Source organism: Amycolatopsis sp. NPDC058278 (genome assembly GCF_042881395.1).
In the GTDB taxonomy this organism is placed as follows: domain Bacteria; phylum Actinomycetota; class Actinomycetes; order Mycobacteriales; family Pseudonocardiaceae; genus Amycolatopsis.
Genome location: NZ_JBHVXZ010000180.1, coordinates 1 through 14,201, shown reverse-complemented (window position 1 = coordinate 14,201; position 14,201 = coordinate 1). Strand labels below are relative to the sequence as shown.

At 73.2% G+C, this 14,201-nt stretch carries 16 protein-coding genes; 10 read left to right on the top strand and 6 right to left on the bottom strand.

Annotation, left to right across the window (positions count from 1 at the left end):
- Positions 1 to 187: 187 nt before the first annotated feature.
- Entirely contained in the window at positions 188 to 451 is a 264-nt protein-coding gene (locus tag ACFVYA_RS46400) for a hypothetical protein (protein WP_387054535.1), read from the bottom strand.
- A gap of 326 nt (positions 452 to 777) precedes the next feature.
- On the opposite strand from ACFVYA_RS46400, the gene ACFVYA_RS46395 reads away from it, so the two are divergent.
- Positions 778 to 1,710 carry an anti-sigma factor RsbA family regulatory protein gene (locus tag ACFVYA_RS46395; RefSeq protein WP_387054533.1) on the top strand — a complete coding sequence of 311 codons (933 nt, stop codon included), beginning with the start codon at positions 778 to 780 and terminating at the stop codon, positions 1,708 to 1,710.
- On the opposite strand, the gene ACFVYA_RS46390 is transcribed toward ACFVYA_RS46395, so the two are convergent.
- Positions 1,682 to 2,218 carry a phosphatase PAP2 family protein gene (locus ACFVYA_RS46390; RefSeq protein WP_387054531.1) on the bottom strand — a complete coding sequence of 179 codons (537 nt, stop codon included), beginning with the start codon at positions 2,216 to 2,218 and terminating at the stop codon, positions 1,682 to 1,684. The genes ACFVYA_RS46395 and ACFVYA_RS46390 overlap by 29 nt on opposite strands.
- A 63-nt stretch (positions 2,219 to 2,281) precedes the next feature.
- On the opposite strand from ACFVYA_RS46390, the gene ACFVYA_RS46385 reads away from it, so the two are divergent.
- The 4 genes from ACFVYA_RS46385 to ACFVYA_RS46370 are packed head-to-tail and all read left to right on the top strand — an operon-like array spanning position 2,282 to position 4,668.
- Entirely contained in the window at positions 2,282 to 2,740 is a 459-nt protein-coding gene (locus tag ACFVYA_RS46385; RefSeq protein ID WP_387054529.1) for a hypothetical protein, read from the top strand.
- Entirely contained in the window at positions 2,737 to 3,969 is a 1,233-nt protein-coding gene (locus ACFVYA_RS46380; RefSeq protein ID WP_387054527.1) for an NRAMP family divalent metal transporter, read from the top strand. Before ACFVYA_RS46385 ends, ACFVYA_RS46380 begins: the two co-directional genes overlap by 4 nt.
- Positions 3,966 to 4,355, top strand: coding sequence for a PRC-barrel domain-containing protein (locus tag ACFVYA_RS46375; protein ID WP_387054525.1), 390 nt, complete (start codon positions 3,966 to 3,968; stop codon positions 4,353 to 4,355). The genes ACFVYA_RS46380 and ACFVYA_RS46375 overlap by 4 nt, the downstream gene beginning before the upstream one ends.
- Positions 4,342 to 4,668 (top strand): hypothetical protein, encoded by a 327-nt coding sequence (locus ACFVYA_RS46370; protein ID WP_285990530.1) that lies wholly within the window; start codon positions 4,342 to 4,344, stop codon positions 4,666 to 4,668. Before ACFVYA_RS46375 ends, ACFVYA_RS46370 begins: the two co-directional genes overlap by 14 nt.
- A gap of 71 nt (positions 4,669 to 4,739) precedes the next feature.
- On the opposite strand, the gene ACFVYA_RS46365 is transcribed toward ACFVYA_RS46370, so the two are convergent.
- Complete coding sequence (locus ACFVYA_RS46365) at positions 4,740 to 5,420, bottom strand: TetR/AcrR family transcriptional regulator (protein ID WP_387054536.1); 681 nt, start codon at positions 5,418 to 5,420, stop codon at positions 4,740 to 4,742.
- Positions 5,421 to 5,549: 129 nt separating this feature from the next.
- On the opposite strand from ACFVYA_RS46365, the gene ACFVYA_RS46360 reads away from it, so the two are divergent.
- Positions 5,550 to 6,482 carry an NAD-dependent epimerase/dehydratase family protein gene (locus ACFVYA_RS46360; RefSeq protein WP_387054523.1) on the top strand — a complete coding sequence of 311 codons (933 nt, stop codon included), beginning with the start codon at positions 5,550 to 5,552 and terminating at the stop codon, positions 6,480 to 6,482.
- A gap of 16 nt (positions 6,483 to 6,498) precedes the next feature.
- Here the strand turns inward: ACFVYA_RS46360 and ACFVYA_RS46355 are convergent, their stop codons facing one another.
- From ACFVYA_RS46355 to ACFVYA_RS46345, 3 genes are all read right to left on the bottom strand, one after another.
- Positions 6,499 to 7,083 (bottom strand): hypothetical protein, encoded by a 585-nt coding sequence (locus ACFVYA_RS46355; RefSeq protein ID WP_387054521.1) that lies wholly within the window; start codon positions 7,081 to 7,083, stop codon positions 6,499 to 6,501.
- Between the two features lie 49 nt (positions 7,084 to 7,132).
- Entirely contained in the window at positions 7,133 to 7,558 is a 426-nt protein-coding gene (locus ACFVYA_RS46350; RefSeq protein WP_285990526.1) for an STAS domain-containing protein, read from the bottom strand.
- A 249-nt stretch (positions 7,559 to 7,807) separates the two neighbouring features.
- Positions 7,808 to 9,409 carry a sialidase family protein gene (locus tag ACFVYA_RS46345; protein WP_387054519.1) on the bottom strand — a complete coding sequence of 534 codons (1,602 nt, stop codon included), beginning with the start codon at positions 9,407 to 9,409 and terminating at the stop codon, positions 7,808 to 7,810.
- 344 nt (positions 9,410 to 9,753) lie between these two features.
- On the opposite strand from ACFVYA_RS46345, the gene ACFVYA_RS46340 reads away from it, so the two are divergent.
- The 4 genes from ACFVYA_RS46340 to ACFVYA_RS46325 all read left to right on the top strand — a co-directional run.
- Complete coding sequence (locus tag ACFVYA_RS46340) at positions 9,754 to 11,226, top strand: aldehyde dehydrogenase family protein (protein WP_387054517.1); 1,473 nt, start codon at positions 9,754 to 9,756, stop codon at positions 11,224 to 11,226.
- Between the two features lie 20 nt (positions 11,227 to 11,246).
- The gene (locus ACFVYA_RS46335; protein WP_387054515.1) at positions 11,247 to 12,350 is read left to right on the top strand and encodes an NAD(P)-dependent alcohol dehydrogenase; all 1,104 of its coding nucleotides are present in this window, start codon (positions 11,247 to 11,249) and stop codon (positions 12,348 to 12,350) included.
- Positions 12,351 to 12,361: 11 nt separating this feature from the next.
- A complete protein-coding gene (locus tag ACFVYA_RS46330) occupies positions 12,362 to 13,903 on the top strand; it encodes a long-chain fatty acid--CoA ligase (RefSeq protein ID WP_387054513.1) in 1,542 nt (513 codons plus the stop codon).
- Positions 13,900 to 14,201 (top strand): enoyl-CoA hydratase-related protein (locus tag ACFVYA_RS46325; RefSeq protein ID WP_387054512.1); only part of this gene is annotated, 302 nt, incomplete at its 3' end. The genes ACFVYA_RS46330 and ACFVYA_RS46325, both read left to right, overlap by 4 nt.

Below are 14,201 nucleotides of genomic sequence, written 5' to 3'. Positions count from 1 at the left end.
GGGTGTTCTTTTTTTTTTTTTTTCCACTGCCACCGCCGTCGTGGGGGGGGTGTGTGGCGGGGGCGGGAGGGTGCCCGGGCCCGGGCGAAGTTCCGTCCGGCCTGCCTGACCGCCACGGAGTTTCCGAAGGTGACGCCGACGCCCTCGACCTGAGCAGGCGCGCAGCCGGTGACCCGGCCCTGGCCGGTCACCCGTACCCGGGCACGGGCGGCCTGGTCACCACGCTCGCGTTGACCGGCCGGTCGAAGCCCTCGCGGCCGCCGACGAGCTGTGGCACGCAACGGCCGAAACCGGGCTCCCGCGCAACGCGCCCCTCGGCGTCCCGCTGCTGGCGGCGGGCCTGTCCGGCGACGAGCCGTCGATGGCCCGGTGGCGCGCCCGCGCAGCCGCTGGCGCGGGCGTGGCCGCCGAACTGGCGGTGGTCCTCGACGCCCCGGACGCGCCGCACCATGGGGGGGCCGAGCCGAGCGGCACGCGGCCCACAACCGCTGGACGGCGGCGTTGCCCCGCGCCCAGGGCCGCCGCCAAGGCGACGCCGCCCTGCCGGCGGCCGCCGCGAAGCAGTTCGCCGAGCTCGGCGCGGCCTTCGAAGCGGAAGCGACGTGACCGGCCGCCGGATCGGAGCCTGCCGGTGCTCGGTCCCAGCGCCTCTCCCGCGAGCCGACTTCCAGGGCGAAGCGAAGGCCGCTCGCCTGTAGCGCCCAGTGACCGGGGGTCGCCCGATCCGGGGGTGAGTTCACGCATACTGGTGGCGTTCCCGGCGGAAGGAGAGGCGGCTTGAGCGCAACCGCGGAGACGGGCACCGGCGCATTCGGGCACCCCGCGTTGTTCTACCGCGGTGCCGCCGAATACCTGGCGGGTACCGTGCCGTTCGTCTGGGGCGGCCTCGCCGCCGACGAGCCGGTGGCGGTCGCGGTCCCCGGGGACAACCTCGAGCTGCTGCGGCGGGAACTCGGCGCCGACGCCGCCCGGGTGCGGCTGCTGGACATGACCGAGGCCGGGCGCAACCCCGGGCGGATCATCCCCGGTGTGCTGCGCGCCTTCGCCGACAGCCACCCAGGCCGGCCGGTGCGGATCATCGGCGAGCCGATCTGGGCGGCGCGCTCGGCCGTCGAGTACCCGGCGTGCGCCCAGCACGAAGCCCTCATCAACCTCGCCTTCGCCGGGCGGGACGCGACCGTCCTCTGTCCCTACGACGCCGACGCGCTCGCCCCGGACGTCCTCGCCGACGCCGAGGTCACCCACCCGCTCCTGATCGACGGCACCGGGCAGCGCACCAGCCCCGCCTACGCCCCGGACGACCTGATCGCCCGGTACAACCAGCCGCTGCCCGCGCCGGACGGGGCCTTCGAGCTGGCGAACACCACCGGCCTCGCGGCGGCCCGCGCGCTGGCCCACGTCCGCGCGACCGCCTGCGGGCTGAGCGACGACCGGGTGGCCGACATCGAGGTGGTCGTCACCGAACTGCTGTCCAACAGCATCGAGCACGGCAGCGGATCCGGCACCGTCCGGTTCTGGGGCGGCGACGGCGAGTTCGCCTGCGAGGTCCACGACCACGGCCGGCTCATCGATCCCCTCGCCGGCCGCCACCCCGCGAGCCCCTACCAGCCGCGCGGCCGCGGGCTGCTGCTCGTCAACCACCTCGCCGACCTCGTCCGCCTGCACACCGGCGACGACGGCACTACCTTCCGGGCGTACTTCCGCGCCTGAACCGGCGGTGCACGAGGCCACCCACGACGGCGCCGATCGCGACGCCGCCGTACACGTCGGTCGGCCAGTGCGCCCGCGTCCGCAGCCTGCTGTAGCAGACCGCGGCCGCCAGCGGCGCGATCGCGGCCCCCGTGGCGGGCGCGGTGAGCGCGACGGCGACCGTGAACGCGGCCGCCGTCGTCGCGTGCGTCGACGGGAACGCCGAGGACTTCGGCTGTTCGAGCAGCGCGCGGTGGGCGGGGAGGTCCTGCGCCGCCGGCCGCGGCCGGCGCACCACGGCCTTCACGCCGTGCCCGAACGCCATCCCGGCCGCGCCCGCCACCAGCCCGCGGCCCGCCGCCCGGCGCCGGGGCCCCGGCCGCCACGCCAGCACCCCGGCCACGAGGACCCAGACCAGGCCGCCCTGCGCCACCGCGCTGAGCGCCGTGACCGGCCACGCCGGCCGGGTGACCGGAAGGTCGTTTTCGTCCGGTCCGTCCGCGTCTTGAAAGGACATTTCGCTCGGCATGGCCCTCAACTTCCCGCACCGGCGCCGGTTCAATCACCCATCTGTCCACGGTGGAGCATCCCGGTGTTTGTCCGCGCCGGGATCGGGTACACCCGGCTCGTGATTGCGCTCCGGCGAACCCGGCTCTGCGCGGTGGCCGCCGTCTTCGCGGTCACGGCACTGTCGGCCTGCGGCGCCGGTCCCCGGGCCGAGACCGTGCACGCCGGGCGGGAAATCCGGGGCCAGCTCGAGCTCCTGCGGCTCGTGGTGACGGCCGACCGCGACGAGGTCCCGCCCGTGCCGAGCCTGTCGGTCACCGTCCGCGACGCGGCCGACGAACTCGGCGCCGCCGGCCAGGACGTCGGCAAGCTGACCGACGACCGCGCCCGCGCGGCACTGGCGTCGATCACCGACCGCGCGGTCGCGGTGGCCCACCGGCTCGACGACGGCCTCGGCGACGGCACCGACGAAGGCCTCGACCGGATCGACGCCGAACTGCAGGGCCTCATCGGCGAACTCGCCCGCTGGGGCGTGACCTCGTGAGCAAGAAGTTCCTCGCCGTCACCCTCGGCATCCTCACCGCGGTCGGCGGCTTCGTCGACATCGGCGACCTCGTCGAAAGCGGTGTCGTCGGCGCCCGCTACGGGATGGCGATGGTCTGGGTCACCGCCCTCGGCGTGCTCGGCATCTGCGTCTACGCCGACATGTCCGGGCGGATCGTGGCGGTGTCGGGGCGTCCCGTGTTCGACCTGATCCGCGAACGTCTCGGCCCCCGGGTGGCGCTGCTCAACCTCGCCGGCTCGTTCCTCATCACGCTGCTGACGGTGTGCGCGGAGATCGGCGGCGTCGCGATCGTCATCGAGCTGGCCTCGGGGGTCGACCGGCTGGTCTGGGTCCTGCCGATCGGCGTGCTCGTCTGGCTGGTGGTCTGGCGGGTCGGCTTCGAGAAGATGGAAACCGGCTTCGGCCTCGCCGGCCTGGCGATCGGGGTGTTCGCCGTCGCCGTCTTCTTCCTGCACCCCGACTGGTCGTCGCTCGGGTCGCAGATCGCCGGGTTCGCCCCGCCGCCCGACCAGGCGCTGCCGACCTACGCCTACCACGCGGTCGCGCTGTTCGCGTCCGCGATGACGCCGTACGAGGTCTTCTTCTTCACCTCCGGCGGCGTCGAAGAGGGTTGGACGGTCAAGGACCTGTCGGTGCAGCGCGCGAACGTGCTGCTCGGGTTCCCCCTCGGCGGCCTGCTCGCCCTCGCGGTGATGGCGTGCTCCGCGGTCGTGCTGTTCCCGGCCGGGGTCGACGTGAGCCAGGTCAGCCAGATCGTCCTGCCGGTGACGCTCGCGCTGGGGACGGCGGGCCTGGTGATCGTGCTGATCGGCATCTTCGCCGCCACGTTCGGCGCGGCGCTGGAGACCGGGCTGTCGTCGGGCTACATGCTGGCGCAGTACTTCGGCTGGGACTGGGGCAAGCGCCGCGCGCCGCGCAACGCCGCCCGGTTCCACCTGACCGTCGGCGCCGGCCTGCTGCTCGCGGTGCTGGTGGTGCAGACGGGCCTCGATCCGGTCGGCCTGACGGAGATCTCGCTGATCTTCTCGGCGGTGGCGCTGCCGCTGACCTACCTGCCGGTGCTCATCGTCGCCAACGACCGCGAGTACCTCGGCAAGCACGCCAACGGCCGCTTCAGCAACACCGTCGGCGGCGTCATGCTCGTCGTCATCGCCGTCGCGGCGCTCGTGGCGATCCCCCTGATGATCTTCACCGGAGCGGGCCAATGAACCCGTGGACCGACCTCGGCCTCGTCGACCTGGGCGACGCCCTGCTCGACCGGCAGATCATCGGCGAAGACGGCACGGTGGTCGGGAAGGTCGACGACCTCGAGCTGCGCGCCGAAGGCGAAACGTACGTCGTCGACGCGCTGCTGGTCGGCCCGGAGGCACTCGCCGACCGCGTGGGCGGCCCGATCGGCAGGCTCCTGCACCACATCGGCCGCGGGTTCCGCGCCCAAGCGCCGCAACGCATCCCGCTGAACGCCATCCGCCGCATCGAGCCGACGATCGTCGTGACGACGGCCGTCGCCCAGGCGACGGACAGCCCATCGGAGGACTGGCTGCGCCGCCGCGTCATCGGCCGGATCCCGGGAGCGGGCCGTGCGAGCCGGTGAGCTGATCGGCCGCCCGGTCCGCGACGCCGCGGGCCGCGACCTCGGCGCGGTCCGCGAGATCCGCGCGGAGGCGACGCCGGGTGCCGACGGGCTGCCGGAACTGGTGGTGCGCGGGGTGATCGTGGGCCGCACCCGCGTCCGGTTGTTCGGTTACCAGCGCCACGACCAGCGCGGGCCCCAGCCGCTGGTGGCGTTGATCCGCTGGCTGCACCGCCACAGCCGGTACGTGGCCTGGGAAGACGTGGACCTGTCCGGCCCGGAGGTACGCGTGCGGCGGCCGTTCGGTGAGCTGGCCCCGCTCGACCGGCCCTGAGCGCGAGTCAGTGACATCCGGGGCTGCGCCCCGGGCCGGGGGCTCCGCCACCCGGACCCCCCAGCAAGAGGTCAGGGCAGGCCGGCGAGGTCGGCCAGCAGGGCCATGTGGTGCTCGAAGTATTCGGCGCGCGCCCCGATCATGTCGTCGAGCCGGTGGAAGACCTCGAAAGTGAGCTGGCCGAACAGGTGCGTCCACGCGAGCAGCACCCGGTCCAGGCACTCCTCCGGCAGGTCCGCGGCCTGCTGGTCGATCAGCCGCCGCAGGTCGGCGCGGACGGGCCCGGGCAGCGGCCGGGGTGAGCCCGGCTCCCCCGGGGCGTCGCCGACGACGGCGGCGAGCAGGAGGATCACCTTCGACGCGGGCGCGACGGTTTCCGGCGGGGCGGCGTAACCGGGCACCGGGTTTCCGTAGAGCAAGCCGAATTCGGCCGGGTGCGCGAGCGCCCAGGCCCGCACCGCGCGGCACACCGCCAGCCACCGGCCACGAAGGTCGGCACGCGGGACCGCCGCTTCGGCGGCTTCCGCCGCCGCGCCCAGTCCCTCGTACGCGTCGATGATCAACGCGGTCAGCAGGGCGTCACGGCTCGGGAAGTACCGGTACAGCGCCGAAGGGACGATGTCCATGTCCCGCGCCACGGCACGCAGGGACAGGTTCGCCCCCTCCTCGGCGAGCCGGCGCCGGGCGGCGTCCTTGATTTCCTGGTGCATCTCCGAGCGGACCCGGGCGCGCAACGACGAGGCGGACACCACCCCAGTCTCGCACACTTCCGAGAACACCCGAACTCGGCGAGAACAGTGTTCTTGACGTCGGGCGCACCGTCTCAGTACGGTGTTCTTGTCCGAGAACACTGTTCTCGCCTGGGTGGAAAAGGTGGTCCCATGTCCCTGCACGTCATCGTCGGAGCCGGTCCGGTCGGCTCGGCCACGGCTCGTCTGCTCGCTTCCCGCGGCCTGGAAGTCCGCCTGCTCAGCCGCCGCGGCGGCGGCCCGGCGGTCGAGGGCGTCCGGCTGGTCGCCACCGATGCCACCGACGCCACCACGCTCGCGCGGCACGCCGAAGGCGCGGTCGCGTTGTACAGCTGCGGAGGACCCGCCTACCACCGCTGGGCCACCGGCTGGCCCCCGCTCGGCGCGGCGCTGCTGCGGGCAGCCGAGACGAGCGGAGCCCTGCTCGCCACGACCGGCAACCTCTACGCCTACGGCGCCGTCGACGGCCCGATCACCGAGCAGCTGCCGATGCGGCCGAACTCGGTGAAGGGCGAAGTGCGGGCGAAGCTGTGGGCGGACGCGCTGTCCGCCCACGAAGCCGGCCGCATCCGCACGACCGAGGTGCGCGGGTCCGACTACCTGGGTGCGGGCGCGCTTTCGTCGTTCACCGCCTTGGTGCTGCCGAAGGTGCTCGCCGGCAAGCGCGCCTCGGCGCCGGCCGACCTGGACGCCCCGCACAGCTGGACCCACGTCGGCGACGTCGCCCGCACCCTGGTCGCGGTCGCGGCCGACGAGCGGGCCTGGGGCCGGCCGTGGCACGTGCCGACGGCACCGGCGGTGTCGCTGCGCCGGCTCGCCGAGCGCGCCGCGGAACTGGCGGGCGCACCGGCGGCCCGCGTCACCCCGATGCCCGGGCCCGTGTTGCGCCTCGGCGGGCTCTTCAACCCGCTCGCGCGGGAGATGGTGGAGATGGAGTACCAGCTGCGGCGACCGTTCGTCCTCGACTCTTCGGCCGCGACGGCGGCCTTCGGCATCGAGCCGACACCGACCGACGAAGCACTGCGGGAGACGATCGACGGGCTGCGTGCGCCCGCCCGCGCCTAGCGGGCGAACCCGGAGATCACAGATCCGAGGCGCGCCGGAAAGCCCTGCGCAGCAGCACGGTCACGACCACGCCGAGGGACCAGCCGAGGGCATACCCGACGATCAGCGGCCACGCGGGCGGGCGCAGCCACCAGTGGTACACCCCGGCGACCCCTGCCGAGAGCACGGCCAGCAGTCCGACGCCTTCGAAGGCGAGGCGGGTGGGGTGCGCGAAGTTCCAGCCGGTGACGCTGAACCAGCCGCGCGACGTGGGCGCGGCCAGCGCCGCGGACCGCCGGCTTTCCCACCGGATGTGCCCCGCCAGCCGCTCGGACAGGGACTCCCGCAGGTAGCGCCGGATCAGCTTGATGTGGAAGTCGTGCAGGATGTACCGGCTGTCCAGCAGGTACGAGGACAGCGGGACGAGCAGCAGCACGGCCAGGTTCGACGTCGCCGCGACGGCAACACTCGCGATGGCGCCCGCCGACGCCAGCTGCAGGGCGAAGACGCTCCACTGGACGTTCGCGCGCCGCTCGACCTCGGCGCGCAGCGCCGCGTACTCGGCCGGCATGACCTGGGTGCCGGCCGCCGGATCGGGTTCGACGTCGCCCGGTTCCCGCATGCCGCCAGGGTGCCACGGCCCGCCCGGCGGCGGGACCGCCGGACGAGGATCAGCTCTGGCTGGGGATCTCCGTCGCGCGTTCCCACCCGGACGGCAGGCGGCTGACGTTCAGCGCGTGGTCGAGCCCGCTGGCCGACAACGCCCGGCGCACCACGCGGTTGTCGCCCGTGACGATGCGCAGAGTCGCGTTTTCGCGGACCACCCGCGCCTGGATGCCGCCCAGGGCGGCGAGGCCCGCCGCGTCGAGGAAGTCGACCTCGGACAGGTCGAGCACCAGGACCGGGAACCGGCGGTGCGCCCACGTGCTCAACGCCGAACGCACCTGCGGTGCGCTGTCCGCGTCGAGCGCGCCGCGGATGCGGACCATGACCGCGCCGAAGTACGGGCGGATGACCTGGATGTCGAACGCAGTGCGCTGTTCGCGCTTCGACGGCGCTACGGGGATCGCCGTCGCTGGGGGCTGGACGACTAACATTCCACGCCTCATTCGCAGATGACGTGACGAGCGGGTCGTTCTCGACCGACCCGCTCGGTCGCTGGCAAATCGGGGGACGGATGCTGCTTGACCGCACTTCGCAGCGTAGTCCTTGATCCGAACGGCGCAACCCCGCCAACGGCCGAACCCCGCACCTCCACACGCGTCCCGCACGCGCGCCATCCAAACCACCCATCCGGGTGAACCACGACCGGGAACGGCGGCCGGGCCACCGTTCCCGGTCACCGGCTAACCGGCGTGGTTGGCGAAGATGTCCGACGCCCCGCTCACGGCCACCGGCCGCGCGACGCCGAAGTACGCGGTCAGCGCCGGACCCGTTGCGGCGAGCCCGGAGTAGTCACCGAGGAAGTAGCCGCCGGCGTCCGGTGCGGTGGTGAAGTCGAACGGCGTGGCGGTCAGCCTCGTCTGCCCGTTGACGGCCCAGTTCGCCGGGTTGCCGCAGTCGCTCGTCGCGGCGTGGCAGTGGGCGATGAACGCGTCGGTGAGCCCCGGCCGCGCCGGCGTCGCGTTCTGCAGGTCGTAGTAGCTCAGGCCGATCGTGCCGTCGGAAGTGACGCGGATCTGCGGCACGAACGCGGGCGTGTCCCCCGGCGACTGGTCGACGCGGATCGTGTCCCCCCACGTCAATCCACCGTCGGTGGACTGGGCGAAGGCGATCTTGGCCGCGCCGGTGGCGCTGAACCGGGAGTCCTGCCAGACCGCGTACACGAAGCCGTTGACCGGGTTGACGGCGAACTCGGGCAGCTCGTCGCTGGAGCGGACCGGGTGGCCGGCGATCGTCACCGAGGCCACGTGCTGGGTGTCGATGCCGATGGCGCCGGACCACGTCGTCCCGCCGTCGGTGGACCGGACGACCGCCGCCGTCGACGTCGACGAGCCGTGGCAGTGCTGCCCGCCGTGGGTGAACAGGCAGGCGCCGCCCTTGTTGGTGATCAGGTCGAAGCCGTTGATCAGCACGCCCCGCCCCGGACCGGTCGTCGGCACGACGATCTGGTTGCCGATCGTCTGGTCGTTCTGCCCGGGGTCGAAGATGATCCGGCCGGTGCTCCAGGTCGACCCCCGGTCGGTGGTGCGGGAGAAGTAGCTGGGGCCGCGGTAGGTGAACGCGTGGTTGTACGCGCTCGGGTTGGCGTTGCTCTGCGGCGAGACCAGCTGGTCCCACACCGCGTAGGCGCGGTCGGCGAGCAGCGGGTCCGCGGTCACCGTTTCCTTGTCGTTGAGCACCTGCGTCGAGGTGTCCAGGCGCGCGACGACCGGGGTTTCCCAGTGGTCGCCGCCGTCGAGCGAACGGCTGATCAGGATCGCGCTCGCGCCGCCGAACGCCGGGCCGTCGGCGTTGAACGAGTCCGCGATCGAGTACACGACCCGGCCGTCGGCGGAGAAGCTCACCCACGGGTCGGTGGTGCGCTGGAAGTAGCCGGGCGAGCCGGCCGTCGCGCCGCCGCAGATGCTGAACGGCGGCTGCGCGGCAGCCGGCGTCCAGGTCGCCCCGCCGTCGCGGGACACGACGTCGGTGAGACCGTTCGAGCCGCCGTCGTTCCAGCGGTCCTGCTGCGCCGACCCGACGAGGTGGCGCGGGTCGGCCGGGTCGGCGGCGACGTACGGCTCGACCTCGGACGCGGGGTAGTTCACGCTGCCGCGGGCCTCCTGCTGCGCGACGAGCGCGGCGCACGCCGCTCCGCCGCCCAGCGGGTGGTCGGGCACCGCGACCGGTACCCCGGCGGCGAAGGTGGTGGCGACGGCGACACCGGCGCCGGCCAGCAGGGCGGCCACCGCGGCGCCGGGCGGCAGGGATCGGCGGGCGAACCGCCGGAAATTCTTCGGGTTCACAGGTGACCTCTTTTCCGACACGCCCGGCGGGCCGGACGGAATGGACACGGCCCATTCCCGGGCACGCTGGAGTCGGCCTGCCGCACCCGGCCGTTACGCGCCTCGACCGCCTCGGGTGAAACATCCGGTGCCCCGCTGAAAAACTCGTCCGTCCACACGGGAATCGGTTAACGGACGGTCAAAAAATTGCGCCGGAAATCCTGCCGCAGCCGGCCCGGGACCCGGCCCCTTGACAAGGACGGGCCCCCCATCGCATCCTGATGCATCTCAGGGTTCCTGATATACCCGTCGCCCTGATGTACCCGTTGCCCTGATGTACCCGTCGCTCAGTGAGGAGTCGGACGATGACCGCAGTGGAGGAGAGGCCGGGCACCCGGCCCCGCCCGGACGTCGAACCGGGCCGGCTGTTCATCGGCGGCCGGTGGACCGAGACCGAGGACCGCTTCGACGCCGTGGACCCGGCCACCGGCAAGACCCTCACCTCCCTCGCCCGCGGGACGGCCGCCGACGTGACCGCCGCGGTGGCCGCGGCCCGGGAGGCCGCCGGAGGCTGGGCCGCGACGCCGGCCCGGGAGCGGGCCCGCGTGCTGCACCGGGTCGCGGACCTGGTGCGGGCCCGCGCCGACGAGATCGCCGCCCTGGAAAGCGCCGACGTCGGCAAGCCGATCTCGCTGTGCCGGGCCGTCGACGTCGAGACCGTCGCCGAGCAGTACGAGTACTACTCGGCCCTGGCGCAGGGCCTGGACGGCGCGACGCGGCAGATCCCGATCCCCGCGCACGCCTACACGCGCCGCGAACCGCTCGGCGTGGTCGCCGCGATCACGCCGTTCAACTTCCCGCTGATCCTGTCCACCTCGAAGATCGCGCCGGCACTGGCCGCCGGCAACACCGTGGTGCACAAGCCGGCCGAAGACACCTCCCTCAGCGCGCTGCTGATGGCCGGGCTGCTCGCCGAGGCCGGCGTGCCCGACGGCGTGCTCAACGTGGTCACCGGCTTCGGCTCGGAGATCGGGGAGACCCTGCTGAGCCACCCCGGGGTGGACAAGATCGCGTTCACCGGCTCCACCGCGGTCGGCCGGCACGCGGCGGGCGTGGCCGGGCAGCACCTGAAGCCGGTCACCCTGGAACTCGGCGGCAACGCGGCGCACATCGTGTTCGAGGACGCCGACGTCGAGCAGGCGGTCGCCGCGGCGATCAAGGGGTTCGTGTTCAACACCGGCCAGTTCTGCATGGGCGGGCCCCGGCTGCTCGTCGCCGACGCGCTGTACGACACGATCCTGGGCGCGCTCGCCGAAGCCGTGCCGCACGTGCCGGTCGGCGACCCGTTCGACCCCGCGACGGTGGTCGGCCCGATGGCCGGCGAGCGCCACCGGGCGAAGGTGGAGCAGTACGTCGAGCTGGCCCGCGCCGACGGCGGCCGGATCGTCACCGGCGGCGGCCGGCCGGACATCGAGGGCGGGTTCTTCTTCCAGCCCACGGTGATCGCGGACCTGCCGGCCGGCTCCCGCGTGATCCGGGAGGAGATCTTCGGTCCCGTGCTGACCGTCCAGCGCTTCACGTCCGAAGACGAAGCGGTCGCGCTGGCCAACAGCACGCCCTACGGCCTCGCGGCCGGGCTGCAGACGACGAACCTCGCCCGCGCGCACCGCGTCGCCGCACGGCTGCAGGCCGGGATCGTCTGGGTCAACGACTGGGCGATGCTCGACCCCGCGATCCCCTTCGGCGGCGTGAAGGACTCCGGCTTCGGCCGCGAATACGGCCCCGAATCCCTCGACGCCTACACGCGCACGAAGTCCGTCGTCATCTCCCTCGCCTGAGCCCACCCAGGAGCATCCCCATGACCACCACCACCGCGGCCGTCGTGGAGTCCGCCGGCGCCGGCTTCACCCTCGGCGAAGTGGCCCTCGACGAGCTCCGCCCGGACGAGGTCCGGGTCCGGGTCGTCGCCACCGGCGTCTGCCACACCGATCTCGGCGTCGCCGCCGGCGCGCTGCCCTTCCCGCTGCCCGGCGTGCTCGGCCACGAAGGCGCCGGGATCGTCGAGGAGACCGGCGCCGCGGTCACGCGCGTACGGGCCGGCGACCGGGTCCTGCTCAGCTACACCTCCTGCGGCGGCTGCGCGAACTGCCGCGACGGCCACCCCGCCTACTGCGAAACCTGGCTGCCCGCCAACCTGCTCGGCGGGCAGCGCCCGGACGGCACGACCCCGATCTCCCGCGACGGCACCCCGCTCGGCGGGCACTTCTTCGGCCAGTCCAGCTTCGCCGGGCACGCCGTCGCCGACGAACGCAGCGTCGTCAAGGTCGCCGCCGACGCACCGCTGGACCTGCTGGCCCCGCTCGGCTGCGGCATCATGACCGGCGCCGGCGCCGTGTGGAACGTCCTCGCCCCGCGCCCCGGCGCCACGCTGCTGGTCACCGGCGCCGGCGCGGTCGGCCTGTCGGCGGTCATGGCCGCCCACCTGACGCCGTCGACCCGGATCATCGCCGTCGACCGCGTCGCGACCCGGCTCACTTTGGCCCGCGAGCTCGGCGCCACCGACACGATCGACACCAGCGGCGAGGACCTCGCCGAGACGGTCGGGAAGCTGACCGGCGGCCGCGGGGTCGACGGCGTCGTCGAGACCACCGGCAACGCCGGCGTGCTGGGGACGGCGATCGGCGCACTGGCCGCGCGCGGCACCGCGGTCGTCGTCGGCGCGCCCGCGTTCGGCACGACGGTGCCGGTGGACGTCAACTTCCTGCTCCCCGGCCGGCGCGTCGTCGGCCTGACCATGGGCGACGCCGACACCCAGGCGCTGGTGCCGACCCTGGCCGAGCTCGTCGCCGCGGGCCGGTTCCCGATCGAAAAGCTGGTCACGCACTACGAGTTCGGGCAGATTCAACAGGCGGTCGACGACATGCTGATGGGCAAGACGATCAAACCGGTGCTCCGCTGGTGAAGGAGGCAGCAGTGAACCTGCCCGATTTCGGCCTGGGCAGCTGGCCCGCGCGGCGGGCGCGGATCAACCCGGACCGCACCGCCCTCGTGCAGCGGAACCGGAGCCTGACCTACGCCGGGCTCGCCGAGCGCGTCGAACGACTGGCCGGCGCGCTGACCCGGCTCGGCGTCCGCCCGGGTGACCGCGTGGCCTACCTCGGCGTCAACGACATCACCGTGTTCGAGACGCTGTTCGCCACCGCCCGCTGCGGCGCGATCTTCGTCCCGCTCAACTACCGGCTCTCCCCCACGGAGATCCGGTACATGCTCGCCGACAGCGGCGCGTCGGTCCTCGTGCACAGTCCGGACACCGGCAACCTGGTGGCGGCGGCCGGTGCGCTCCCGGACGGCGTCGTCATCGCGATGGATCCCGCCGAGGGGGAACGGGACTTCGAAGCGGAGATCGCCGAAGCCGGGCCACTTCCGGAAACCGCCGTCGGGCTGGAAGATCCCTGCCTGCTGCTCTACACCTCCGGCACCACCGGACGGCCGAAGGCGGCGGTCCTCACCCACGGCAACCTCACCTGGAACACCGTCAACCAGCTCGCGCACCTCGACGTCCTGGGCACCGACAAGGCGCTGTGCATCGCGCCGCTGTTCCACTGCGTCGGGCTCGGCCAGATCACGCTGCCGACGCTGTTCAAGGGCGGCAGCGTGGAACCGGTGGCGAAGTTCGATCCGGGCACCATCCTCGCCCGGATCGGCGAAGCCGGGATCACCAGCTTCTCCGCGGTCCCCACGATGCTGGAGATGATGTGCCGCCACGAGGACTGGGACCGCGCCGACCTCGGCTCGCTGACCTGCGTGCTCTACGGCGGCTCGCCGGTGGCCGAGCGCGTCGCCCGCGCGTGGCTCGACCGCGGCGTGAAGCTCCTGCAGGGTTACGGCATGACCGAGGCCGCCCCGGGTGTCTCGATGGCGACCCACGAAGGCACGCTCGACCACCCGGTCGCCGCCGGGGTGCCGCACTTCTTCACCGACGTGGCGGCCCTCGGTCCCGATCTCACGCCGCAGCCGCTCGACGGGACGCCGTCCGAGCTGCTCGTGCGCGGCCCGCACGTCTTCGGCGGCTACTGGAACCGGCCCGAGGAGTCGAAGGCGAGCTTCGTCGAGGGCGGCTGGTTCCGCACCGGTGACGTCGTCCGCGTCGACGACGACGGCTGGGCCCACGTCGTCGACCGGGTCAAGGACATGATCATCTCCGGGGGGGAAAACGTGTACCCGGCCGAGATCGAAGCGGTCGCCGTCCGGCTCGACGCGGTCGACGCCTGCGCCGTGGTCGGGGTGCCCGACGAGCGCTGGGGCGAGGCCGGCGCGGCCTTCGTCGTGGTCCGGCCCGGCGCCGAGCTGGACGAACCGCAGTTCCGCGCGCACCTCGAACGGCACCTGGCACGCTACAAGGTCCCGAAACACGTGCGGTTCACCGACGCCTTGCCGCGCAACGCCACCGGCAAGATCCGCCGCGTCGAACTGCGCACCCTGGCCGCCGAAACCTTCACGAACGGACCCGCATGACCACGCCTCTGCTGCCCCCTTCGCTGCGCCTGGAGCTGCGGGACGACATCGCCGTGCTGTGGCTGGCCCGTCCCGAGAAGCGCAACGCCCTCGACGACGCGACCGTGCTCGGCATCGAGTCGTTCTTCGGCGCCCCGCCGCCGGGGATCAAGGCCGTCGTGCTCGACGCCGTCGGCGACCACTTCTCCGCCGGGCTCGACCTTTCCGAGCTCACCGAGCGCGACGCGTTCGAGGGCCTGGAGCACTCGATGATGTGGCACCGCGCCTTCGAGCGGCTCGAACGCGGGCGGGTCCCGGT